This window comes from Collinsella sp. CLA-JM-H32, assembly GCF_040098165.1.
Lineage (GTDB): Bacteria > Actinomycetota > Coriobacteriia > Coriobacteriales > Coriobacteriaceae > Collinsella.
Genome location: NZ_JBBNMZ010000001.1, coordinates 243,098 through 267,294, shown reverse-complemented (window position 1 = coordinate 267,294; position 24,197 = coordinate 243,098). Strand labels below are relative to the sequence as shown.

Below are 24,197 nucleotides of genomic sequence, written 5' to 3'. Positions count from 1 at the left end.
TACCTGCACTTTTGCTTGATTGTTATATTTGAGCTCAATTTGTCAGGAATTGGGCAAGCTTTTGGTCAGCCTTTGGTACTTACCCGCATGAACCTCGGGGGTAGCCTCATCCTACGCGTCGCAACCTCCCCATGCGGCGCACGAGGGATAAGGAGCAGCCATGTCCAACGCACCCACGCACTCTGTCCACAGCGCAATCGCAACAGGTCCGCTGCTCCTGCTCCTCTTCCTGCTTTTCGGCTGCCTGGCACCGGGAGCCGCATTTGCCGTCGATGGCTACGACCAGCTCGGCTTCCGCACTATTAGTGATGATTGTGGGCCCTTCTTCATCGGCAAGTATGAAGCTCAAGACGCCTCGATTGCCTACTGCATGAACCAGGAGCGCCCCGGCCCCACCAAGCCGGGCGGCCCATGGCTCAACTTTGATCAAGGCTGGGTGTGGCTCGACGACGAGTTCGCGGCAATCGTTTGTCACGGATATCCTACCGCCACGTCGTTTGGCGGTTACCATCTTTCACCCGATCGCGCCCGCGCCGCAACCCAGCTTGCCGTATGGATGCTCAACGGCACTACCCATGTCGACGGTACCTACTCCTACACGACCGCTCAGGGCAAAACCAAGAGTGGGCACTTTACCGCTGACAATGAAGTCGTGGCGGCGGCGCGGTGGCTCCACGACAGCGCAAAATCAGGAAGCATCAAAGCCGCACCGCACCGCGCGCGGCGCTATCTAGGAACCGTATCGGGCGGCAGCAGACGTCAAGACATGCTCTATGTACTGCCGGCGGTCTCTGTTTCCTTCCAAAAGCAGTCTGCAAACGCTGCCATTACCAGCGGAAACAATACTTATCAGTTTGACGGGGCAACATTCGATATTTTTGAGAGCGCCAGCGGCGCGCGTGTCGGCACCATCCAGATGGACAGCAACGGTCGGGCGCAAGCAACTCTTCTGCCCAACACTGCATACTACCTAGTTGAAACGAAGGCGCCGGCCGGCTATGTCCCCCGTCGTAATCGCATCGCCTTTACCACGGGGAATGACGGTGGACAGGTCGCCATTGATGAACAGCCCGGCATCATCAACCTGCATATCGTAAAACTCGATGCCGCGACGAATGCCGGCCCCCAGGTGGGTTCTTCACTCGCAGGAGCAGAGTTCACGTGTGTGTCACAATCAACCCCTGGATGGGCGCAAATCCTCACGACCGACGAAAGCGGTCGGGCCACCCTCGCCGATGTCCCCTTAGGAACCTTTACCATCTACGAATCAAAAGCCCCCGAGGGCTACCTGCCATCCAACGACAGCTGGACCTATACCGTCGGAGCCGACCAGCTCGGCGATTCAGGCGTGGTCGAGATCGAATCTCGCATTTCCGATATCCCCATTGCGTTTGACCTTGAGATTTCCAAATTCAAGGATTACGGCAATAGCGACCAATCCGGCCTGGAGCAGCCGGCGGGTGGTATTGTCTTTGAGGTTGTCAGCAACAGCTCTCAGCAGGTTGTTGGCACACTGACCACAAACATCTATGGCTTTGCCTCCACCAAAGACCAGCCCGAAGCATGGTTCGGCACAGGTAAGCGACCCGCCGGTGTCCACGGAGCCGTCCCATACGACCGTGCCGGCTACACGGTTCGCGAGGTTCCGGAAACCGTCCCCGAGGGTTTTAAACGTGCAGGGGAATGGACCGTCGGGGCCAATCAGATTTCCAACGGCGCCGAGCTTCAATATATCGTGGACAACCACGCTCTGTCGACGCATCTCCAGATTGTAAAACGCGATGCCCAAACAGGCGCTTCCGTTCCACTAGCCGGATTCACCTTCCAACTCCTCGACAGCAATCACGAATCTGTCTCACAAACTTGCTGGTATCCAACACATAACGTAATGGACACCTTTACGACTGACGCGACCGGGACCGTCACACTGCCCGAATCGCTCGTGCCGGGCACCTATTATGTACGCGAAACCTCGGCCAAAGAGCCCTATCTTGTCGGCGAGGAGATCGAGGTAAACATACCCGCCGACATGAACCTAACGCCCGTTGCAATCGCCTCGTATTATGACCACGCCGCGACCGGAAACATCAGGATCGTTAAAACCGATGCCGTAGACGGCAGCAGCCTCGCGGGCGCCGTCTTTGAGATCCGTGCCTCGGGTGATATCGTGCGCCCCGACGGTAGCATTGCCGCGCTCGACGGTGAGACTGTCGCTACCGTCACGACGGATGAAACTGGAGAAGCACGCGCGGACGACCTCCCGCTGGGATCTGGCACCGCACGCTACGAGGTTGTCGAGACTCAAGCGCCGGCAGGCTTCTTACTTGATCGGACATCCCATATTGTCGACCTTACTTATGCCGACCAGAAAACACCCGTTGTAGAAGCACGGCTTAACGTATCCGACGATTACACCAAGGTTGATATCTCCAAGGTCGATGCAAGCGGTGAGCAGGAAGTGGAAGGCGCACAGCTCACCTTATATGGTCCCGATAAAACCGAAATAGACTCCTGGACCTCATCCGACAAGCCGCACCGCGTCGAACATCTTGCACCCGGCACCTACTCGTTGCGCGAAATGATGTCTCCGCGGACCTATGACCTTGCCGAGGAGATAACGTTTGAAATATAAGATACGGGAGAAGTCCAATCCGTCGCGATGAAGGATGCGCCCATCGAGATCAAGGGGCAGGTCGACAAGCGTCAGGAAGTTGTCCAACCTATCGAAAAGGGCCTGTTGGCTAACGGCGATGGTAAAAACCGCGCCAGGACGCAAACCAATAGTGATGGGCTTTTCTCCTATATCATCGATGCTCGAAACGATTCCGCTACTTGGGTTGATGAGTTTACGATTACCGATGATCTTGAGTGCGCCAAAGACGGCACGGCGAGATTCATCTCAATCGAAACCCCCGTCGCCATCGGCGACCTCAACGGTCTGTGCAACGTGTGGTATCGCACGACGCCGTTGGACTCGACAGACGTCGATGAACCGGCGAACGCGACACTTGACGATGGGCACGAAAATCCTTGGCTTGAGTCCGACGAAGTAAAAGAGCCTTGGTGAGGACTGTCGCCTCGTCGATTACGACGGCTGGCGCCTCTGGAAGGCGGATGTCTCGACCACGGAATCCACCACACTCGAGGCGGAAGAGCTCGACCTTGCATCCAATACCGTCGTAACGGGCATTCGAATTGAATACGGTGCGGTAGCCGCCGACTTTACGACTCGAAGCGATGCGGATTCTTGGACCCGCGATGATCTCAAAGATGAGCACGACGACCTTGACGATGCCAAAGCAATCCTTGACACAGACGCTCGGGGCGCAGTCGTGCACATGCAGGCAACGTCGGCTTATACGCCCCAAACCGCACTCACCAACAGCGCGCGCGTCGATCTTTGCCGCAACGGTGGCGGCGATAAACTTGAGTCACATGACGAGGACAGCGTCATTCAACGCTGTACCCTACCGCAGGACCTACCGGCAACAGGATCAGTTCCCATCGCCGCTTGCATCACCGCGCTCCTGACCTCGGGTGCCGCAGCCCTATGGTTCGCTCGCCTTAGGTCGATCCCAAAGAAGCGCTAGCGCGATGAAAAAGCGGGCGAGCCAGTCCCCTGGCTCGCCCGCTTTCAATCATTTAAATCGCCGCATCTACTCTGCAGACGAAGATCCACCATCAACGATTGCCTGCTCGGACTCAGGAATCCCATCGGCACCCGTACTCTGTTCTTGCTCCACCTCTTCGCTGATTGCGGAGGCGGGGGTCGAGCCCTTTGCACCCACGATGTAGGCAGCCCCAAATCCTAACGCAATGGCAATCAAGGTCAAAATCACGTAGACAGGCCAATGGCGCTTAATATACGAAAACACGTTGACTCCTTAGAGCTCCGTCTACGAACGGCGGATAACCTCGGTCACGACCTCGGATACCGTAGCAATGTTCGTCGGGTTGACATTGTGGGGCAGGTCGTCCTCGGTACGAGCGCAAGCCAGACGCGTGCCGTCCACGCCGGCGATGGTAAGGGCTCGGCGGCTCGCCTCGAGCGCAGCATAGGCATCGGTCTTGGCATAGGGCATCTCGAGCGCGCCACAATCGACATGGAACGACTTGCAGGCCTTGCTGACCAGGTTCATGATGCGGCGATCGCCCTTGAGCAGTTGTTGTTCGCCCTCGACCGTCACCACCGAAAGCCTACCGGCGCCGACGGATTCAAGATTGATAAAGAATACGCCGCGGAGCTTATCGCGATGCGAAGCCAAGAAGGCCTTCATGCCAGCGCCATCACAATCCGAGGCGCCCGTTGCCACAAACCAGATATCGTGACCGAGCAGCTCATCATCGCCCATAGAGGCGACAGCCGAGAGCATATCTTCGGAAGAAGCGCCATCGGAAGACGTAGCGCCACCCTTCCAGCCATCGTTATCGTCCTCGAAGTTATCCCACGAACCGATACCGCGACCGGACTTCTTGGCATCGTAATCGTCTTCGACGCCCAGCCAGTCACTCATGCTGTCCTGCTCGTTTTTCTTTTTACGGTCGAACAGACCACCCAGGCCGCGCTTACGAGACTTGGGTGCCGCCGGGGCGGGAGCCGAAATGGTCTCGATCGGCTGTGCGCCCGACGCAACGGGCATAGGAGGCGCAACGGGTGCCGATGTGGGTTCGGGGCCCTGGGCAGTAGCAAAGGGATCGTTGACCTGTGCGGAGGGGTCGGGAAGGTCGAACAGCGACGTGCGAGACGCAACGTTTGCCTGCTTCATAGACGGCAGCGACGGATCGGGGACCGAAGCCAGCGGAGACGAGGAAGGTGCAGGCGACGGTGCCGACGCCGGATCGGGAACATTCATCTGCGGGCGCGGCGATGCCTGGGAGGAAATCTGGGCCATAAGGGAATCGACCGTTTCGTCCTGGGTGGGAGCGACATTGGCAACCGTGGCACCGGAACCACTCGGGGTCGGCATGGTGAAAATCTGCGTGGAATAAGGCCTCGACTCATCCGTCTCGGGAGTCTCGGAAACCGCAGGCACTTCCTCCTGCTCGACCTCGGTCGAATCATCTTGCTCGGCTGCCGCGTATTGCTCTTCGTCAGAGTTGGCCTCGACGGGCTCGTCCTCGGCGGCATCTTGGATTTCGGCAGCATCAACAGGCTCGTCATCGCCTGCCGCGTCGCCCTGCTCATCGGAAACAGGAAGGGGCTCGGCAATCGCGGTGCCCTGTTTTTCAAACGTTATCGTGGAATCGAACTGCGCGGCATCAAACGACATGGTGCTATCGACGTGCTGCTGAGCCTCGAAAGACGTCGTCGCTTCAACAACATCCGCGGACGCCGGTTGCTGGGACTCAAAGGACGTTGTAGCTTCGGCGGCTTCGACGGGCGCGGACTGCATAGCCTCGTTCTGCTCGAACTCTTGCGCCGCGAGCTCACGTGCCGCCTCGGCTGCCTGCTGCTGAGCGATAGCCTCCTGCTCGGCAGCCTCGCGTGCGGCAGCGCGCTTCTCCTCGAAATCGTCGACAAATTTCTTGCCCTTTGCAAACGCACCCTTAAAGAAGTTGGAAGCGCTGGCGCCAATCGACGAGAACGCGGATGCAATGTCGGCATGCGGCGTTGCCGCGGGAATCTCGGCCGAGAAATCAGTATCGCTCTCGTAAGACACGCGCCTCGGCTGTTCAACGTAATCGTCGTCAGACTCGTCCGCAACGTCTTGCGCCGGCGCGGCGGGAGCCAAAATGTCCAGTCCTGCCGCGGGATCGAACGCGGACACTGCCTCGGGCTCGGCAACGGCAGCGGTAACCGCGGCAGACTCATCATCCGCAGTGACAACGGGCGCAGGCTCGGGCTCAAACGTCGGCTCCTCGCCCTCCTCGTAATCGAGCGTGCAGGACTCGGGAAGCATTCCGAGCGCACGGATGGCATCCGAACCAAAGCGGATGTTGCCGGCGGCGTTGCGATAGAGCTCGGGCTCGGCAGGCTCCTCCGCCGGCTCGGCAGCGGGAACCCCGTCATTGAACTCTTCGGCCTGGACAGCCTGATTCTGATCCTCGGGCACGATAGCGCCGATCAGCGTCTCGTCGGCAGACGCACCCTCAAAGCCCTCGATTTGCTCGTCGAAAGCCTCACCCTGTTCGGGCTCGGTCTGAGCGTCGGGAGCAATCGGCTGACCGAACTCGTCCTCGGCGTAGGTAGGCTCTTCATACTCGATGGTGTTACCGTAGTCGTTTTGCTGCTGGGCCGCGGCATACTCCGCCGCCGCGCGCGCCATTTCCTCGGCACGACGCTTCTGCTCCCCAAAATAGGTGTCGAACGGAACATCGTCGGGAAACTCGTTTTCGCCCTGGAAGGGAGCAACGTTGTCCATAACGCCGAGCATAGCGGCGACAGAGGACTTGTTGCACACCGCGCCGGACGTATAGGGAAGAATATGGCGGTTAGAGATGATGTTTGCCGCGTTGGCAAGTGCAACGAGGGAAGCGAGGATCGCGACAATCCACAGCAGAACCTTGAGCGCGCCGGGGAGCGGCAGGATACGCAGGATGGCAACGGCAGCGGGGGCAACCGTGGCAACGGGCAACAGCTTGGCGATGAGCGCACGATACGAAGCATAGGGCTCGCGGGCGAGCAGCTCAGCACGGGGAGAGTCGTAGTGTGCGACAACGACCACCGGGCGGTTGCGCGGAGACGCGAGCGGGCCCGAGGCCTTGTGGTAGGCGATGACATTTTGGCTCACGCCCGTCTTGCCCAGGCGCGAAACCACGGGGTGGCCCGTGCGTTCGAGCACGTAAAGAACGGCGCCGACAATGGCCAGCAAGGTGCCGACCAAGCCGATACCGCCGCCGATGCCCATCAGCAGGGCGCCGGCAAACGCAAGAATACCGGTAACGGCAAATGCCAACCTACTGGGCGCCGGGGCATTGAACTCCTGAACCTCGGGGTCAAAGCCGTGGTTGCGGAAGATCTGAGCGATATCCTCGGCAGCCAAGCGCTCTTCTTCGCTGCATGCCGGCGTAATGCCGGTGTTCTGCAGCAGGTGGTTAATATAGTTCTGGGTGTTCGCCATGTGCGCTCCACATCCATAATCCGACAAATAGGCCCAATGCATGCACATTAGAACCGTATATAGTCGAAAGTATACCCCGAGCGAGCGCAAACGACCGAATTCGGGCCATCTTAACGCCTCGAGCGGACAAGGATATAGCCTAATCTCCATATCGGACTAAAATCATGGCAGCAAACCACCTTCTCATGCGAGGATTCTATGACGGCAAGCGACGCGACCGCGACAATTAAAAAGGGAAGTTCGGAGCCCAGTTTCGATAAAACGGCTCAGCGCATCCTCAATCTTTTCTTTGTGCTCAATAGCTCCCCCGAACCGCTGACGACCGAGCAGATCGTCTTGGATTCCGACCTGGGATATGGCTCGGGCAATATCGACTCGGATAAGCGCAAGTTTCGACGCGATCGTGACAAGCTGCTCGAACGCGGCATCTTAATCAAGGAGGTTCGCCCCACCGGCGCGCAGGAGACCGAGGAAAGCTCGTGGACAATCGACCGCGAGCACACGTTTGCGGCAGGCGGCCTCATTACCGCAGACGACGCCGATATCCTGCTCAACGCCATCGACCAGACACTAGCGGCCGGCTCATCCACTTTTGCCGCACCGCTTGCCGATATTCGCTCCAAGATTGCCTATCTCACCGGCAGGACGACGGTAGACGAGGCGCCGATCAGCCGCTCTCCCACCGTCGATGCGGTTTGGAGCGCCTTTGCCGAGCGATGCGCGCTGCGATTTTTATATCAGAACGGACGCGGCGAGCAGAGAGAACGTACCGTCTACGTCTACGGCATGTTCGAGCGCGAGGGCGCGGCTTACTTCTGCGGCCTCGACAACGTCACCGACGACATCAGGACATTCCGCTGCGACCGTATCGTTCGCGCTTGGCGTCCTTCGAAGGCCTACGTCATCCCCGCGGACTTCAACCTCAGCGACTACCTGTTCTTTGAATTCGATTTTGCCGACCGACCGCCCGTTGCAGCCACGTTCTCATTCGCCCCTCAGACGCAGATCGATATGATCAACGGCCTCACGCGCGGGCGAGGTGAGCTCGCACACACCGATGCGGGATGGACCTGGACCGTTGACGTGCGTGACCTTGAAGCCGCCGCCTCATTTTGCATGGCCCACGCCGTGGACGGCATGAGGCCCGTGGCCCCCAAATCGCTCAAGCAGGCGTGGAACCGCCTCATTGAAAGGACGGTGCACGAGCATGCCCGTGCGTAAACTCACCAGCGAGCAGAGACTCTCGCGCGCCATCGACATCATGGAGGCCCTCTACGCCGCCGGCGAGAGCGGCATGACACGAGCCGAGATTTGCAGCCGCTTTGACATCACAGGGGTGTCGCTCGACGAGATTCTCGAGATCGTCTCGACGCTCGCGGACCGAGAATCGGGCGCGCGCATCATCTGCGAATGCCGCGGCGAGCGTGTGGTCCTCACCGGCGACGCCGGGCGTGTTCTACCGTTGCGCCTGAGTGCCGCCGAGGGCGCTGTGCTCAACCACGAACTTGAATCGTTGGGGATCGAGCCACAGACGGCAGCCCGGATTCGGCATGCTCTTCTACCCGAAGAGCTCGGCTATAACCAGCGCGTCTTTGACACCGTCAACCACGGGTCGCACTGGCAGCAGCTGAGCTGCGCCATTCAGGACGGCGTTCGCTGCCGCATCTCGTATCGCTCGATGGACGATGCACGGCCACGCGAGCGTCTGGTCGACCCCTTGCGCATTACGGCAAACGGCGACCAAACATACTTGATTGCCTGGGACATCGCAGCCGATGAGCAGCGCACCTATCGCATGGATAAAATCGAGGGACTCACCTTGACGGAAGACTCCGTCGTGTCTCACGCACCGGACGTCGCATCCCTCCACGATTCCCTTGCCCGGACGCAGCGTAGCGCAAAGCTCTTGATGCCATTCGATATGGCGGAACATCTGGACTGGGCCGGCATCACCCTAATCGAGCGCAGCGGGGCAGACATGGCAATGGTAACCGTGCATTACGGCTCCGAGCGTTGGCTACTGAGCCAGGTAATCGCAGCGGGCGGAGCCATCCGCATCTTGGATGACCCCGCCCTGTCAAAGCGTCTGTGCGATATGGCAAAAACCCTCGTTTGTCCGCTTTAGCGCCGCCGCTCGTGGCGTGCACGCCACAGTTGCAGATAGTGCCCGATCTGCGCCGATTCGATGCGCTGGTAGGAACTCGTGGGCAGCGACGTTAAGAACTTCTTTCCGTAGCCCTTCGTCACCAGGCGCGGGTCGGCCAGAATCAGCACGCCGCAATCGGTCGACGAGCGGATAAGGCGGCCAGCCGCCTGCTTGACCTCGAGCACCGCCTCGGGCAGCGAATAGCGCGCCCAAGCGCGGTCTTCGCGCAGGTTGCGCTCGCACGAGAGCGGGTCCGTGGGGCTCGAGAACGGCAGCTTGGGAATGATGACGCAGCGCAGTGTCTCGCCGCTGGCGTCGAATCCCTCCCAGAAGGCCTTAAGAGCAAAAAGCGACGAGGTCGGCTCGTTGATAAACCGGTCGCGCAGGCGACGAGGAGATGAGTTGCGCTGCTGGCAGTTGAGCTCCAGACCCGCACGGGCCATCTTGGGCTCAACGCGGGCGTACAGGTCTTCCATGTCGCGCCGATTGGTAAACAGTGTGAGCACCGATCCGCCCATGGCAAGATGGGCGTCGACCAGCACGCGCTCGAGCGCCGTAAGATAGCTTTCACGATCGCGCGGATCGGGTATATCGCCCGCAACGACTACAGCCATGTTCGAATCAAAGTCGTAGCTCGAGTCCAAGTGCAGCGATGAGGATGTCGAAGCACCGATGCGATCGAGGCCGACCGCGTGGTTAAAGTGTTCAAAGCTTTTGGACACCGTCATGGTCGCCGAGGCAAAGATAGCCGTGTGAACCTCGGGCAGCCACTCGGTTGCCAAGGCCTCGCCAATGTCGATGCGCTCTGCGGTCATTGACTCTCCGCCGGCACGCAACCTGCGATTGATCTGCAGCGAATACACGTAGTGTTCATCGGTGCCGTCAATGATGAGTTTGAGGTTCTCGGCCAGCTCGTGCAGGCGGCGCGAGATATCGCCCAGGTCGACAACAACCTCGGGCTTGTCGGCGGCGACAGCCTGCACCAGCGCGTCGACGCTCTTGTCAGCTTGTTCCAATGCATCGATGGCAGCGTAGGCCGACTGTAAGAAATCATGCCAGTCGTCAGATTCGCGCAGCTCGGGGCCAATCCATAGATTGGCATTGTCATAACCCCCACGGGCACGGCGGCCGAGCTCGCGAACGCCATCGAACACGTCGGCGATTGCCATGCTCGCGCGCGCAACCGTCGACGTCGCCTTGGCAGTAAGGCCCAGATAGAGCGTAGAGCCCTCGGAGGTTGCCAAATCACGGGAAACCTGGCTTAGCGCACCGGTGCTCGAGCCACCCAGGCGCTCAAACAGAACGCGTGATTCGTCCGCCGACACCACGCGCGCCCACTGACGGCGCGCCTCGCGCTCGATGGAATGGGCCTCGTCGATTACCCAATGACGAATCGGAGGTAAAATCCTGCCCTCGGCCGCGACATTGCGGAACAGCAGGGAATGGTTGGTGACCACCACGTCGGCATGCGCTGCACGACGGCGAGCGCCGTGGACCAAACATTTATCAGGGAAAAACGGGCAGAGGCGACGAGCACACTCGCGCGAGGCCGTCGTAAAGTCGGGGCGGTTGACGCTGCGCCACCGAATGCCGAGCGAGTCGAGGTCGCCATCGGCTGATTGGCAGACGTACGCCATAATGACCGCGACCGCCGTGAGCGTGTCCGCCGGATCGCGCTTGGTGGTAATCTCGACCTGGCCGCGGCTCATGCGCTCAAGCTTGCGCAGGCACGGATAGTGGTCATAGCCCTTGAGAGCGCAAAATGACAGGCCACCGTCCAGTTGCTCGGCAAGTTTTGGCAGCTCATGGTACATGAGCTGGTCGGCAAGATTGTTCGATTTGGTCGCAATACCAACCGTGATGTTGTTACGGCGTGCTGCCTCGGCAAAAGGCACCAGATAGGCCATCGATTTGCCGACGCCCGTGCCCGCCTCAATTACACGATGAGTGCCCGTGACCAGCGCATCGCAGACCTCGAGCGCCATCGCGATCTGCTCATCACGCGGCTCGTAGGTGGGATACATGCGATTGACCAGGCCACCTGGCGCATAGTCTGCCTCAATCTCCTCACGACTCGGCATCTTGAGTACCGGCAGTTCGTCGGCGTCCACCCGATCGTCGGCGCGATCGGCCTTGAGAACGTCAGCACGAGCGGCGCTGAGAGAGAAGATAGAACCAGGGTTCTGCCCCGCCAAGAATGAGAAGATTGGACGATAGGACCAAGGCACGTCCGGATGCATGTCGGCTAGGCGCGCCATGAGGCCCTGGGGCAAGTCGGTGAGTGCCACGAGCAACACGCGCCATACGCCACACAGGGCGTCGACGTCGGCATTGGCACGGTGTGATACCGAGTCACAGCCAAACAGATCGGCCATAAAAGACAGCTTGTGCGAGGCCAGGCGCGGAAGCGCGATGCGCGACAGCGCCAGCGAATCGATCCAAATATCGCTCACGTTGACGCCGCCTTTGACCGACTCGATAAACGAGCGGTCGAACGTGGCGTTATGTGCGATTACCGGGCAACCACCGACAAAATTGGCGAGAGCGGCGACGGCCTCAACGGCCGACGGGGCATCTGCCACATCGGCATTTGTAATGCTCGTGAGCTCGGTAATCTCGGCGGGAATCAGCTGCTTGGGATGCACGAAGGTATCGAAGCGGTCGACGATCTCGCGGCTCGAAAGACGGGCCGCCGAGATCTCGATCAGCTCATTGTCCTGCACCGAAAGACCCGTGGTCTCGGTATCGAGGACGATCACATCTTCCTCGATAAGGCCGAAGGACTGCGTTTTGGCGCGCTCGGCAAGCGTGGCATAGGAGTCGATGACAAACTGCGGCGTTCCTGACGAAACCGCGTCCTCGATTAGCATGCAATGCCCGCTCGACGAAGGCCCATACGGATCAGACTGTCACAGACCTGCGGGAACGTCATGTCATCTGTGTGGCGAATCTCATCCGGATACAGCGACGTATCGGTCATGCCGGGAATGGTATTGGTCTCGAGGATAACGGGGCCGTCCTCACTCACGATAAAGTCGCTGCGCGAGATACCCAGGCAACCAAGGGCCTTGTGAGCAGCACAGGCAAGCTCCTGGGCACGAGCGTAATTCTCGGGTGAAATCTGCGCCGGAATGCGATGGATGTCCGTAGGGTCGACATACTTCACGTCCAGATCGTAGAACTCGCAGTCCTCGGGCTTACGAATCTCGACAATCGGCAGAGCGCGCACGTCATCTTCGCCGTATACGCCGACGGTAATCTCGGTACCCTCGATGCACTTCTCGACCAGCACTTTGTCGCCGTACTCAAACGCCTTGGCGATTGCCGCGGGCAGCTCGGAGGGCTCATGGACCAGGGAAATGCCATAGCTGGAACCGTTGACGGCCGGCTTCACAAAGCAGCGCTCGCCACAAACCTCGACGATATGATCGATATCGACTTCATCGCCCACCTCGAGCGCAAGGCCGGGGGCAATGGGAATGCCCGCCTTGGCGTACAGGAGCTTAGAGACCTCCTTGTCGGCACCGCAGGCGCTGGCAAGCACGCCCGAAGCCGTGTAGGGGATACCCAGGGTCTCCATGGCGCCTTGCATGGCGCCATCCTCGCCGCCGGCACCGTGCATGGCGATAAACGCCACGTCAAAGCCGCCGGTCGCCATGGTTACCATAAAATCATCGGCAGCCGTGTCGAGCAGCTCCACCGAAGTGTAGCCGGCCTCCTTCAAGGCAACCACGACGTTCTTTCCCGAATTGAGCGAGATCTCGCGCTCAGCGGAATGACCGCCCGCTAAGACCGCTACGTGCATGTTCTCTAGGCTTTTACCCGGCATGGGCAGACTCCTCCTCTATAATTTCTTCAGCTGATACCATATTGTAGCGATACCCTCTACGTTTCCCCAAAATCGAAAGGCTTCCATGAATCCCAGGACTAAATCTCAGGACATTCGCGACTTGAGCCAAAACGATATTCGCGAGCTCGTGGCCGAGCTTGGCCAGCCCGCCTTCCGCGCAAAGCAGCTCATCGAATGGGTCTTTGAGAAGAACGTTTGTTCGTTTGACGATATGACCAACCTTCCCAAGGCTTTCCGCGAGCAGCTTAAAGAGGCTTTTGCCTTTGACACGCCGACTGAACTCACCAAGCAGGTTTCCAAAGATGGCTCTCGCAAGTATCTGCTCGAGTACCACGACGGCGTTTCCGTCGAGACCGTCGGCATGCCCCGTCGTAACAAGCTTTCCGTCTGCGTTTCCACCCAGGCAGGCTGTGGCATGGGCTGTGCCTTTTGCGCTACTGGTCTCAACGGCCTCAAGCGCTCTCTGACCGCTCAAGAGATCGTCGACCAGGTACTTCATGTATCCAACGACTTTGGCGAGCGCGCCACGAGCGTTGTCTTCATGGGCCAGGGCGAGCCGTTTGCCAACTACGACGAGGTTCTCAAGGCGCTGCGAATCCTCAACGACCCCGATGGCATCGGTATCGGCGCTCGTCACCTCACCGTCTCTACCAGCGGCGTTATTCCCGGTATTCGCAAATTTGCCGACATCCCCGAGCAGTTCACGCTTGCCGTTTCCCTGCATTCCGCCATCCAGTCGACGCGCAATAAGCTCATGCCCGGTGTTAAGAAGTACACGCTGCTTCGCCTTCACGAAGCGCTTCAGCTCTACACCGAGAAGACCGGCCGCCGCCCGACCTATGAGTATGCCATGATCGAAGGCGTCAACGATACGAATCCCGAAATGCAGGCGCTCTGCGACTTCTGCGAGGGAACGCTGTGCCACGTTAACCTCATTCAGCTTAACGACATCGAGGGTAGCCCGCTCAAGCCGTCGCCGATTCATAAGGTTGAGGATCTTCAGCGTCGTCTTGAGTCCCGTGGCATCGAGACCACGATTCGCAACTCCCGTGGTAACGATATTGACGCCGCTTGCGGACAGCTGAAGCAGCGCTTCAAAGTTCAGAAGAACGCATAGGGGAGTCGCATCCCAAAACGTTTCATGTGAAACATCGAACGACCCCGGTTACAGAATATGCAACCGGGGTCGTTTCATTTATTGACCTTAATTTTGAATCAGCTGCTACCAGTCCCATTTTTTACGGCCAAAATAAGGGGTCCTTGTCTCATGAATCAGACAAGGACCTCCTCAAAATATGCTGAGTAATTGTTAGGTACCTAATAGTCTACATTTTCCCATTGGTTGCTGACCCAACCTTGATTAATCTTGGGATTCTTCGTTACCTGAGCTATACGCATGGCAACATCTTCCGTCATAACATCCATTTTCTTTTTGGAAGTATCGACGATATCTTGCGCGCCACGAAGCAAACGACCTCGTAGTTCATCGTCTGTCGCGATCTTATAGCCAGCAAAGGCACCAGCCGCGACAGTCGTCACCAATACAATCGCTGTTAAAATCTTATTCCTCATCTTGGCCTCCTTGATCAAACTGAATCATTTCGCCAAGAATACGAGAGAGCTCTTCCTCGTCTTTAAACTCAATCTCAATCTTATTCTTTCCACGCGAGCTCTTCACACGCACGTTGGTATTAAATACCTGACGAAGCACACGGGCAGCCTTTTTAAAGGACTGAGGCGTTGCAGGCCTTGGCGTCTTAGGTGTCTCTCCGGCAGAAAACAACGGAGCAAGATTTTCTGTCGCTCTTACGGAAAGGCCCTCTGTAACAACTTTCTCTGCAAGTCGAATACGCGCGTCCTCATAGGGAACTGCAAGAATCGCACGTGCATGACCAGCAGTAAGTTTGCCCTCAAAAATCATCTGCTGAACTACTTCGGGGAGATCGAGAAGACGCAGCGAGTTTGTAATTGCAGAGCGTGACTTGCTTACTGCCTTCGACAATGCCTCCTGGGTCATCCCGCTGGCATCAATGAGTTGGCGATAGCCCTTAGCCTCTTCGACGGGATTCAGATCAGAACGCTGAAGGTTTTCGATAAGAGCAAGAGCCAGCATCTCTTCATCATTTACCTCTTTAATGATGACTGGCAATTCTTCAAGGCCAGCAAGCTTTGAAGCTTGGTAACGTCGCTCACCAGCAATGATCTCATAGCCGTTTCCATGCTTGCGAACCAAAAGCGGCTGCAAAACGCCGTGCTCTTGGATTGACTCGCTTAACTCGCGAAGTTCAGTTTCGTTAAAATGAATTCGTGGCTGATTAGCGTTGGGAACGATATCCTCAATAGGTAGTTTTGTTTCAGATGCGGCATTTGAAGCCGATGCAGCCGAACCGCCTGTCTCATACTCGGCCTCTGAGACCAAAGCATTGAGTCCACGTCCCAATCCGCCACGTTTCTTTACACTAGGCACGCTTGATCACCTCTTTTGCAAGGTTCATATATGCTTTTGCACCCTTATTTTGAGGTGCATAGGTAATTACCGGTTCTCCAAAAGACGGAGCTTCGGAGATTTTAACCGTACGGGGGATTAGCGTCTTAAACGCCTTATCACCAAAGTACGATTGAACCTCCTCAACAACCTGATTTGATAGTGAAGTACGCGAGTCATACATGGTCATAAGCACACCATAGGTGTCTAAGCCCTTGTTCAGCCGTGATTTGACCATCTTCATTGACTCAAGCAGCTTTGTAACACCCTCGAGTGCGTAATATTCGCACTGGATCGGAATCAAAACGCTGTCTGCTGCGGTCAAAGCGTTGATAGTAAGCAGGCCGAGCGAAGGAGGACAGTCAATGAAAATAAAGTCAAACTCGTCCTGAATCGGCTCAAGCAAATCTTTGAGGCGGGTTTCACGAGCAATTGCGCTTACGAGCTCAATTTCCGCGCCTGCAAGTTGAATTGTAGCCGGAATAACGAATACCTTTTTACAATTTGTATCAAGAACAAGCGATTCTGCTGGCACATCATTCAACAATGCATCATAGATGCAGTGATCAAGGTCTTCTTTTTCAATTCCGAATCCACTGGTGCTGTTTCCCTGCGGATCAAAATCAACAATCAGTGTCTTACGACCCTGCTCACCCAGTGCTGCTGCAAGGTTTACAGCCGTCGTTGACTTACCGACGCCGCCTTTTTGATTGATGATTGCAATGATACGCGTGTCTTTTGCGCTCTTAGAACGCTTAACGTCGCGAAATCCCACGGTCCCTCCTGGTGTGTATTAAAGCTGTCAAACGGAGGATGTTTCACGTGAAACATTCCGAATCGATATCAACCGCCATGTTTCACGTGAAACACTGCAAGTTGTTAGTATCCATTATGTTTCACGTGAAACATCTAGGCAAGCGGATTCTTCTTTGCCACGCCATTTGCACGAGGCAATGAGACAGATGCTGGATGACTCTTCTTAAGAACAATGAACTCCCTGTGACCCAAGCCTTCAGGCAAATCAATTGCGTCATTCAGAAGCAAAGTGAAGCCGCAAATCTTAGCTGCTGACATGCCGGAAGCAAGCTCCTCATCCGAAGGATTGCCCTTGGTTATAACAAATAGCCCTCCATCCTTCAGATACGGAGCCGCATACTCAACAAGAATCGGTAGAGGGGCCAGTGCGCGGGCGGTTACAACAGAGAACTGCTTCTTATGGCTTCGAGCATATTCTTCAAGACGATCATGAACGGCATGAGCATGTTTCAATCCAAGAGCATGGACAAAAGAATTGACAGCATCAACCTTCTTGCTAACAGAGTCAATATAAGTAGCTTTACGATGCGTGGTTATGGTTAACGGAATACCAGGGAAGCCCGCACCTGTTCCCATATCGAGCAAAGCTCCCTCAGGAGCCTTATTGATATAGGGGAGCAAAACAAGTGAGTCAAGGATATGAAGTACCGCAGCATCTTCTACGTTAAGAATACGGGTAAGATTCGTAGTCTTATTTGTTTCCAGAACCAAATCCAAATGCTGAATACATTTCCTCAGTTCAACATCAGTTACGCTCAAGGAATACTCTTTGCAATAGGAAGTTAGACGGCTCAACATCTCGTCAGCCTGCTGATCAGTAAGTACTAACAACGAAAGCTCCTTTCTGACAAAAATCAGTGTATCGAGAACTTTTGACAAAAAAAGGGGACGTGGAAACCACGTCCCCTAAGCATAAGCTCGAGTAGATTATCGAGCAACAATCACCACATGGCGATCAGGGTCAGAACCCTCAGAATGAGTATCGACAGCATCATTGCCACGAAGTGCAATGTGAACCAGTCGGCGCTCATAGGCATTCATGGGCGGAAGCGAAACACTCTTATGAGTGCGGATGGCACGCTCGGCAGCAGACTGAGCCATGGAGGCAACCTTGTCCTGACGGCGGCTCTTGTATCCCTCGACGTCAACTACAACCGGATATCTAAAGCCAAGCTTGCGGCTCACCAGCAAAGAGAACATAACCTGAAGGGCATCAAGAGTGCGACCATGACGGCCAATGAGAACAGCAAGGTCGGGAGCCGTTACATCCAAAATCAGCTCACCCTCGTCGCCCTCATACTCATCGATAGGAGAGTTGGCGGCATCGAAGTGCGAAAGGATGGAACGCAGGATGGAAATCGCAACATCGGCAATGGTGTCGAGCTCCTCATCGGTCAGCTCTTCACCAGCCTTGTAGCGCTGTGCAATCTCGGGATAATCGCCCGCGACCTGCGGGGCAACCTCCTCAAGCATATCCTCGATGATCTCTTCAGACATAACGTACTCCAAAAGTTAGGTACCTAAATAAGATTGATATCCCACTACTTCTTCTTGTGCGGGCGCGGCTTCTTCTCTCGACGAGTGACCTCAACCTGCAGCGGAGCGTTCTTAAGACGCTCCTCCTCATCGGCCTTCGCCTTGTCGATGACCTTCTGCGTCACAAAAATCTGCTGGATAACCTGCCAAGCAGACGAGACGTCGTAGTACAGCAGAACACCAACGGGAAGGCTCCAGCCCATCCAAAGCATCATGACCGTCATGACAACGGCCATCATACGCATGCTCTGAGCCTGCTGGCCGGTCTGGTTGCGCGACATATAGAGCTGCGGAATCAGGGTCAGGACGGCGAACAGGATCAGGCAAACCAGCGCAGGCAGTGCAACCATAAAGCCATCGGCAAAGGAAGCACTCGGCGTGGTGGTCAGGTCGGGCAGGATGTTGAAGAACGAGAACGTGCCGTCGTTAAAGTACTGCGGCAGGTTGCGCAGCAATGTAAACAGGGCGAACAGGATAGGCATCTGAATCAGCAGCGGCAGACAGCCAGCCATGGGGTTGAACTTGTTCTCGCTGTAGAACTTCTGCATCTCCTCGGCCTGACGCTGGGGATCGTCGGCATAGCGCTCCTGGATCTCGAGCATCTTGGGCTGCAGCACCTGCATGCGAGCCGTCGACTTGGTCGACTTGAGCATGAGCGGCGTCAGCAGCAGACGGATGATGACCACCAGGATGATGATGGACAGGCCCCAGTCGACCGCAAAGGTCTGGATGAGCTTGAGCAGCTCGAAAAGGATGTTAACGATCCAATCCCACATGTAAGTTTTCCTCCGATAGCGAGTGCCCGCTAGGGCACAGGGTCATAACCGCCGACGTGCAGGGGATTGCAACGAGCGATGCGCCTCACGGCAAGCCAGCAGCCTCTCAAAACACCGTACTTCTCAATCGCCTGGATGGCGTATTGCGAGCACGTTGGGTAATAAATGCAGGCGTCAGGCAATAAGGGCGAAATAACCTGTTGATATATGCGAATAGGAGCGATGGCAACACGTCGCAAAACGTGATTGCTCATCGCTCCTCCCCGGCAACTCCGGCGCGCTTCATAAGCGAACGCAACGCCTTGTCCATCTCCTGCGGCGAGGAAACCCTCGTCTTGGGAGTTGCAAACAAGATGATGTCATAACCCGCAACGGGAAATCCACAGCTGCGGGCGGCCTCGCGCATCACACGCTTAGATCGGTTGCGCACGACGGCACAACCGAGTCGCTTAGCACCAACGAAGGCGACCCTTCCGGAGTCGCCTTCGCCAACCGATTCACATATGGTCATTCGAATCAGAGGGTGATTGAAACGACGCCCCTGACTGAACACATGCTCGAAATCTTGCCGAGACTTAATAGTCTTCATGCGAGATGTGTGTATCGCTGCTAGACAGTGAGACGCTTGCGGCCCTTGGCGCGACGACGGGCGAGCACGGCACGACCACCCTTAGTGGCCATACGGGCACGGAAGCCATGGGTCTTGGCACGCTTACGCTTATTAGGCTGATACGTACGCTTCATCTTAAGTTCCTCCTGCTGCATTTCGAGTGTCCGCGGGGACGCGGACGCAGATATAGACACGTGAGCTTGAAGATTGTAGGGAAATCAATGTTCAAATGTCAAGAAATCAAAGGTAAAAGGTTGCGCAGTTCACACGGTTCCCCCATAAGCACAACCGAAATTTGCGCCTCATGGCAACCTTTCACGATATTTCATCGAGTTTTCAACAGGTCATGTTGGCAATGTTGAGAACTTTTCACCCGTTTTCCAAAGTTTTCAACAAGTTTTGAAAAGTTGTCGAAAGATGAGAAACGTTGCACGGTGAGCTACTATTTGTTCGAAACCTTTTGAAAGATTGCGAGCGGCATGTCTGACGACTTTTACACCATGGTCGATTCCGGAGACCCGGCACCCGACAACGAGCACATCACCGGCGTGCGCGAAGAGCGTGCGGAAGGCGAGCAGACGACCACGCAGGCGCCAAAAGCCATGTACGCCGCGCGCATCGCCGTCTATGACGACATGCTGTCGACACCGCGGGTGATCGTCATTGATCCGCAAGATGTCCGCACGTATTTGGAAGAGACGACCAACACCGTCTACCAGTGCATGAAAGAACAAGGTGGCCATATCTCGCTCATGGTCATCCGCGAGATTGTCGAAAACTTTATCCACGCACACTTTGCCGAGCCCATCATCTCGATTCTGGACGGCGGAGACACCATCCGCTTTGCTGACCAAGGACCCGGCATCGACGACAAGGAACGTGCTTTCGACTTTGGCGTTACCAGCGCAAACAGCAAGATGAAGCGCTATATCCGTGGAACCGGAGCAGGGTTTCCCATGGTGCAGGAGTATTTGGAAAACGCCGGCGGTGCCGTATCCATCGAGGACAACATGGGCAACGGCACCGTGGTTACGGTAAGCCTGAACCCTAAACGCGTGCAGGAAATCGAGCGTGCCGGCGGACGCGGCGCTGCCGTGCGGCCCGAGACGGAGCAGCCCACATATCCCCTGCCGGGAGCTTTTGCGCAGCAGCCCGTGGCAACGCAGCAGATGCAGCCCCCCGTGGGACAGATGCAGCAGCCCGGAATGCTTCCCACACAAGAACCCCAGGCGGCATCTATGTCGATGCCGCCAAACATGCCAGAGGCCATGCCGCTGGCTGATCAGGATGCAGCAGCAATGCAGCAGGCGACGGGGGCGCCGGGTGGCCAGCAAATGGGCTATCAGCCGTACCAACAGGGATATCCATATCAGCAGATGCCGCCACTGGGGTATGGCCAGCAGTTCCCGCAGCAGTACCAGCAGGGATATCAGCAGCCGTACCAGCAGATGCCGCAGCAGCAGTACAACCCCTGGGCCCAGCAGACGCCTCCGCAGCCTTACCAACAGTGGCCTCAAAGTTTTCAACAGCAAATGCCGCCGACGCAGAGTTCTCAACAACCAGCAGCTCAAATGATGTATCCTAATGCAGTAAATCAGTATGCACAGCCACAACCGGACGTGTTCGTAAGCGATCGCGGCAACGCCGCGCTGGGCTATCTGGCGCAAAATCAAGCGTGCGGCGCAACCGATCTTGCGAGGGCGTTTGGAAACTCGGCCCCCACTTGGTCACGCACGCTCAATGACTTGGCGCAGGCCGGCTTGGTCATCAAGCATGGCCAGAAATACCATCTGACCGAACTCGGCGCCGCTCGCGTGCGAGCTCAGAGCTAAAGAACGGGAGAGACAGTGGACGAGGAAGCAAGCATCATCCTGGGGGATGCCATCGCCTTTTGCCAGCGCGACGGCCAAGATGCACGCCTCATCAACATGCTGGGGCAATCGCGCGCCATAAGCCTGACCGAAGATACGCTCACGATCGAGGCCCCCTCGCGCTTTGCCATCGCGCAGCTCAAAAAGCATCAGCCGACTATTGAGGCCTATCTGGAAGAAATCGCCTTTGCACCGATTGCTCTCGACATCGTGGCACCGCAAGGCGCCGCGACGGAATCCGCTGCCGCCACGGCGCCCGCCACGGCTCCCGCTGCTTCCCCGGCGGTGCCGGCCTCCGCAGGCGATGTGCCGACAATCGAGCACCAGCACAGCGATGTTTCCCGTGAAACAATGGCACCGTTGACGAGCGCGGCGGCGACGTCAACGAACGCACCCGTCACGCACATGCCCATCGCTCACGACGCAGCGGCGGGCGCGGATTCGGGCATTGCAATCAAGAACACGCTCTCGGCCGACGATTTTCGTCGCATGATGAACCAGATGAAGGGCGGAGCGCCGACTAAATCCACGCAAGCTGCGGCCCCCGCTTCACCCATGCCAGCACCGACCGTGCCGGCCGAGCAGAATACGGATGGAGCCCCGCTCGCCGCGAACTCAAAATTTACCTTTGAGAACTTTGTCTACGGCCCCGAGAACAGCCATGCCTATCGCTCGGCACTCAAGTTTGCCGCCCTCGCGGACGAGCGCGGCACATGCACATCCCTGTTCATCTATGGCAAATCGGGGCTGGGCAAGACCCATCTGCTGCTCGCCATCAAAAACGAGCTCGCCGAGAAGTCGCCCGAGATCAAGGTCAAGTATGCCAACTCCCAGGCATATCTGGACGACCTGATGACCGAGTTCGACCGTCAAAAGAAGAGCAACGCCCCCATCATGCAGGCGTACCACGGCGTGGACGTGCTCATCATCGATGACATCCAAAACATCATCGGCAAGCGCGCGAGTGTGGACTACTTTTTCCAGCTCATGGACGAGTTCATCCGCAACAACAAGAAGGTCGTCATCGCGGCAGACCGCGCCCCCAAGGACCTGAGCATGGACGAGCGTCTGACCAGCCGCTTCAACGCCGGAATGCTCTGCCTGGTCGCAGAGCCCAGCTACGAGATGAAATACAAGATCTTGCAGCGCTATTACGAGAACACCATCGTCGCCGCTCCCGAGGCGGGCGACGACTCACTGCTGGCGGCCTATGGGGGCGACGGCGGACACCTGACCGACGAGCACTTTAAACACATGGCCGAGGTCTCGGGCACCAACATCCGCGAACTCGAGAGCTTTTGCGAGCGCTGCGCCGGCGAGGCGGGCGACCGTGAGCGCGAGGGCGGGGAGCTCACCTTTGACGATATCGACGCCATCGCCAGCCAGTACTTCGACACATCGGCCAAAAAGATCAACGTCCAGACGGTTCAGTCCGTCATCGAAGAGCAGTACGGCGTGACGCACGAGGAGCTCATCGGCCCGCGTCGCAACGCCAATATCGCCAAAGCACGCCATATCGCTATCTACCTGGCCATCGAGATGTGCGAGATGACGACCACGGCGGTGGGCGCCGAATTTGGCAACCGCAACCACTCGACCGTCAGCACGAGCTACAAAAAGGTCCAGAAGATGATCCAGGAAGACCGCACCGTCACCGAAGACCTCAAGTCGCTGCGCGATAAAATTACACTGCGCTCGTAGGGAAATAGAGACACCTGTTGAAAACTTGTCGAAACCACGGGCATAAGGTGTCTAAAACCCAACCCGCGGTGATGAAAAGTTTTGCGCAGGTTTTGAACGTGGAAAACCACCCCCGTTGCACACAGGTTGCTGTCGATTCTCTTTCTGGGTCTGACCTGCGTCTTTGGGAGTAATCAACAGTTTCGTCAGTGCTATTACTATTATTAAGATATTTATATCTATAGAAAGGTATTAAAAGATGAAGTTCACCGTCAGCCAGAGCTCGCTTACACAAGCCATCGGCGTCGTAATGAAGGGTGTCGCTTCGGCATCCACCCTTCCCATCCTGTCGGGCGTGCTCGTTAAGGCGCAAGACGGCATCTTGGAATTCCAGACCTCTAACTACACCATCTCGATCCGTCATCGCATCGCGGCGCATGTCGAAGAAGAGGGCGAGATGGTTATCCCCTGTAAGATGCTCTCCAATATCACCAAGACCCTCCCCGATGCCCCGGTCACCTTTGAGCTGTCCGAGCGTCAGGTGCTGATTGGTTGCGAGAAGAGCTCGTTCCGCCTGAACACGCTCGATGCCAATGACTTCCCCGAGTTTCCGGCCTATGCCATCGAGAGCGCCGTGGAACTGCCGACCGATATCTTGTCCGAGATGGTCGGCCGCGTGTGGCGCGTCACCTCGACCGACAAGGCCCGCCCCATCCTGGGTGGCGTGCACATGAAGGTCGAGAACAACACCGTGCGCCTGGTGGCGACCGATTCCTTCCGTTTGGCCGTGTGCGATACGCAGGTCGAGACCTCGACCCTCGAAGGCTCCTTTGAGCTCAACGTTCCGGCTGACGCCTTTAACGACGCACTGAACATCATGGACAGCCAGGCGACCATCATGATCGGGGCTACCGACACCCAAGTCGTCTTCGAGGCCGGCAACACCACCTACGTGTCGCGCCGCATCGAGGGCGTGTACCCCAACTACAAGCAGCTCATCCCCGATTCGTGCGTGACGAGCGTCAAGATCGACGTCGCCGCCTTTAACGCCGCCCTCAAGCGCGTGGCCGTTATCGCGAGCGCCAACCCCGCCGTCAAGTTCGAGATCGATGTCGAGAACGGGCAGATGGGCCTGTCCTCCATCTCCAATGACCAGGACCTTGCGCAGGAGACGATCGATGTCGAGGCCGAGGGCGAGTCGGGTACCATCGCCTTCAACTACCACTACATCTTCGGCTGCCTCAATGCCCTGTCCAAGGAGAAGGAGATCACGCTGGAGCTCAAGAGCTACTCGCAGGCGGGCATCTTCAAGTCCTACGACAAGATCAACTACCTGTACCTGGTCATGCCGGTTCGCATCTAGCGC

At 57.1% G+C, this 24,197-nt stretch carries 21 protein-coding genes; 8 read left to right on the top strand and 13 right to left on the bottom strand.

The genetic code is table 11. The features are described 5' to 3' along the window. Window positions 1–160 precede the first annotated feature (160 nt). Entirely contained in the window at window positions 161–2,632 is a 2,472-nt protein-coding gene (locus AAA021_RS01095; RefSeq protein WP_349087613.1) for a SpaA isopeptide-forming pilin-related protein, read from the top strand. Window positions 2,633–2,659: 27 nt separating this feature from the next. Then, window positions 2,660–3,067, top strand: a complete 408-nt coding sequence (locus tag AAA021_RS01090) for a hypothetical protein (RefSeq protein ID WP_349087612.1) — start codon at window positions 2,660–2,662, stop codon at window positions 3,065–3,067. A 589-nt stretch (window positions 3,068–3,656) separates the two neighbouring features. Here AAA021_RS01090 and AAA021_RS01085 read toward each other — a convergent pair. Both AAA021_RS01085 and AAA021_RS01080 read right to left on the bottom strand, forming a co-directional pair. Then, complete coding sequence (locus tag AAA021_RS01085) at window positions 3,657–3,875, bottom strand: hypothetical protein (protein ID WP_022094153.1); 219 nt, start codon at window positions 3,873–3,875, stop codon at window positions 3,657–3,659. A gap of 21 nt (window positions 3,876–3,896) precedes the next feature. After that, window positions 3,897–7,061, bottom strand: coding sequence for a hypothetical protein (locus AAA021_RS01080; protein ID WP_349087611.1), 3,165 nt, complete (start codon window positions 7,059–7,061; stop codon window positions 3,897–3,899). A gap of 198 nt (window positions 7,062–7,259) precedes the next feature. Between AAA021_RS01080 and AAA021_RS01075 the strand changes: the two genes are divergently transcribed. Both AAA021_RS01075 and AAA021_RS01070 read left to right on the top strand, forming a co-directional pair. After that, window positions 7,260–8,282, top strand: coding sequence for a WYL domain-containing protein (locus tag AAA021_RS01075; RefSeq protein WP_349087610.1), 1,023 nt, complete (start codon window positions 7,260–7,262; stop codon window positions 8,280–8,282). Beyond that, window positions 8,269–9,186, top strand: coding sequence for a WYL domain-containing protein (locus tag AAA021_RS01070; RefSeq protein ID WP_349087608.1), 918 nt, complete (start codon window positions 8,269–8,271; stop codon window positions 9,184–9,186). Before AAA021_RS01075 ends, AAA021_RS01070 begins: the two co-directional genes overlap by 14 nt. On the opposite strand, the gene AAA021_RS01065 is transcribed toward AAA021_RS01070, so the two are convergent. Together AAA021_RS01065 and AAA021_RS01060 are read right to left on the bottom strand one after the other, a co-directional pair. Then, the gene (locus tag AAA021_RS01065) at window positions 9,183–12,077 is read right to left on the bottom strand and encodes a helicase C-terminal domain-containing protein (RefSeq protein ID WP_349087607.1); all 2,895 of its coding nucleotides are present in this window, start codon (window positions 12,075–12,077) and stop codon (window positions 9,183–9,185) included. The genes AAA021_RS01070 and AAA021_RS01065 overlap by 4 nt on opposite strands. Further along, entirely contained in the window at window positions 12,071–13,036 is a 966-nt protein-coding gene (locus AAA021_RS01060) for a D-alanine--D-alanine ligase (RefSeq protein ID WP_035136496.1), read from the bottom strand. The genes AAA021_RS01065 and AAA021_RS01060 overlap by 7 nt, the downstream gene beginning before the upstream one ends. 85 nt (window positions 13,037–13,121) lie before the next feature. On the opposite strand from AAA021_RS01060, the gene rlmN reads away from it, so the two are divergent. Then, window positions 13,122–14,174, top strand: a complete 1,053-nt coding sequence (gene rlmN, locus AAA021_RS01055; protein ID WP_055287295.1) for a 23S rRNA (adenine(2503)-C(2))-methyltransferase RlmN — start codon at window positions 13,122–13,124, stop codon at window positions 14,172–14,174. Window positions 14,175–14,374: 200 nt separating this feature from the next. Here the strand turns inward: rlmN and AAA021_RS01050 are convergent, their stop codons facing one another. From AAA021_RS01050 to rpmH, 9 genes are all read right to left on the bottom strand, one after another. After that, entirely contained in the window at window positions 14,375–14,629 is a 255-nt protein-coding gene (locus tag AAA021_RS01050; RefSeq protein ID WP_349087606.1) for a hypothetical protein, read from the bottom strand. After that, complete coding sequence (locus tag AAA021_RS01045; RefSeq protein WP_349087605.1) at window positions 14,619–15,524, bottom strand: ParB/RepB/Spo0J family partition protein; 906 nt, start codon at window positions 15,522–15,524, stop codon at window positions 14,619–14,621. The genes AAA021_RS01050 and AAA021_RS01045 overlap by 11 nt, the downstream gene beginning before the upstream one ends. After that, complete coding sequence (locus AAA021_RS01040; protein WP_022093800.1) at window positions 15,517–16,317, bottom strand: ParA family protein; 801 nt, start codon at window positions 16,315–16,317, stop codon at window positions 15,517–15,519. The genes AAA021_RS01045 and AAA021_RS01040 overlap by 8 nt, the downstream gene beginning before the upstream one ends. 134 nt (window positions 16,318–16,451) lie before the next feature. After that, entirely contained in the window at window positions 16,452–17,117 is a 666-nt protein-coding gene (gene rsmG, locus AAA021_RS01035) for a 16S rRNA (guanine(527)-N(7))-methyltransferase RsmG (protein ID WP_349087604.1), read from the bottom strand. Window positions 17,118–17,285: 168 nt separating this feature from the next. After that, window positions 17,286–17,855, bottom strand: a complete 570-nt coding sequence (locus AAA021_RS01030) for a R3H domain-containing nucleic acid-binding protein (RefSeq protein WP_022093802.1) — start codon at window positions 17,853–17,855, stop codon at window positions 17,286–17,288. Window positions 17,856–17,899: 44 nt separating this feature from the next. Further along, the gene (locus AAA021_RS01025) at window positions 17,900–18,670 is read right to left on the bottom strand and encodes a YidC/Oxa1 family membrane protein insertase (RefSeq protein WP_006236192.1); all 771 of its coding nucleotides are present in this window, start codon (window positions 18,668–18,670) and stop codon (window positions 17,900–17,902) included. 29 nt (window positions 18,671–18,699) lie between these two features. Then, window positions 18,700–18,924 carry a membrane protein insertion efficiency factor YidD gene (gene yidD, locus AAA021_RS01020; RefSeq protein WP_117584026.1) on the bottom strand — a complete coding sequence of 75 codons (225 nt, stop codon included), beginning with the start codon at window positions 18,922–18,924 and terminating at the stop codon, window positions 18,700–18,702. Further along, the gene (rnpA, locus tag AAA021_RS01015; RefSeq protein WP_006236191.1) at window positions 18,921–19,259 is read right to left on the bottom strand and encodes a ribonuclease P protein component; all 339 of its coding nucleotides are present in this window, start codon (window positions 19,257–19,259) and stop codon (window positions 18,921–18,923) included. The genes yidD and rnpA overlap by 4 nt, the downstream gene beginning before the upstream one ends. Window positions 19,260–19,279: 20 nt before the next feature. After that, window positions 19,280–19,414, bottom strand: a complete 135-nt coding sequence (rpmH, locus tag AAA021_RS01010; protein ID WP_019127408.1) for a 50S ribosomal protein L34 — start codon at window positions 19,412–19,414, stop codon at window positions 19,280–19,282. A gap of 345 nt (window positions 19,415–19,759) precedes the next feature. Here rpmH and AAA021_RS01005 point away from each other — a divergent pair, with 345 nt between their 5' ends. From AAA021_RS01005 to dnaN, 3 genes are all read left to right on the top strand, one after another. Continuing rightward, window positions 19,760–21,112, top strand: coding sequence for an ATP-binding protein (locus AAA021_RS01005; protein WP_118080023.1), 1,353 nt, complete (start codon window positions 19,760–19,762; stop codon window positions 21,110–21,112). Between the two features lie 15 nt (window positions 21,113–21,127). After that, window positions 21,128–22,852, top strand: coding sequence for a DnaA/Hda family protein (locus AAA021_RS01000; protein ID WP_117848455.1), 1,725 nt, complete (start codon window positions 21,128–21,130; stop codon window positions 22,850–22,852). A 238-nt stretch (window positions 22,853–23,090) separates the two neighbouring features. Then, entirely contained in the window at window positions 23,091–24,194 is a 1,104-nt protein-coding gene (gene dnaN, locus AAA021_RS00995) for a DNA polymerase III subunit beta (protein ID WP_346979426.1), read from the top strand. The last annotated feature ends 3 nt before the right edge of the window (window positions 24,195–24,197 follow it).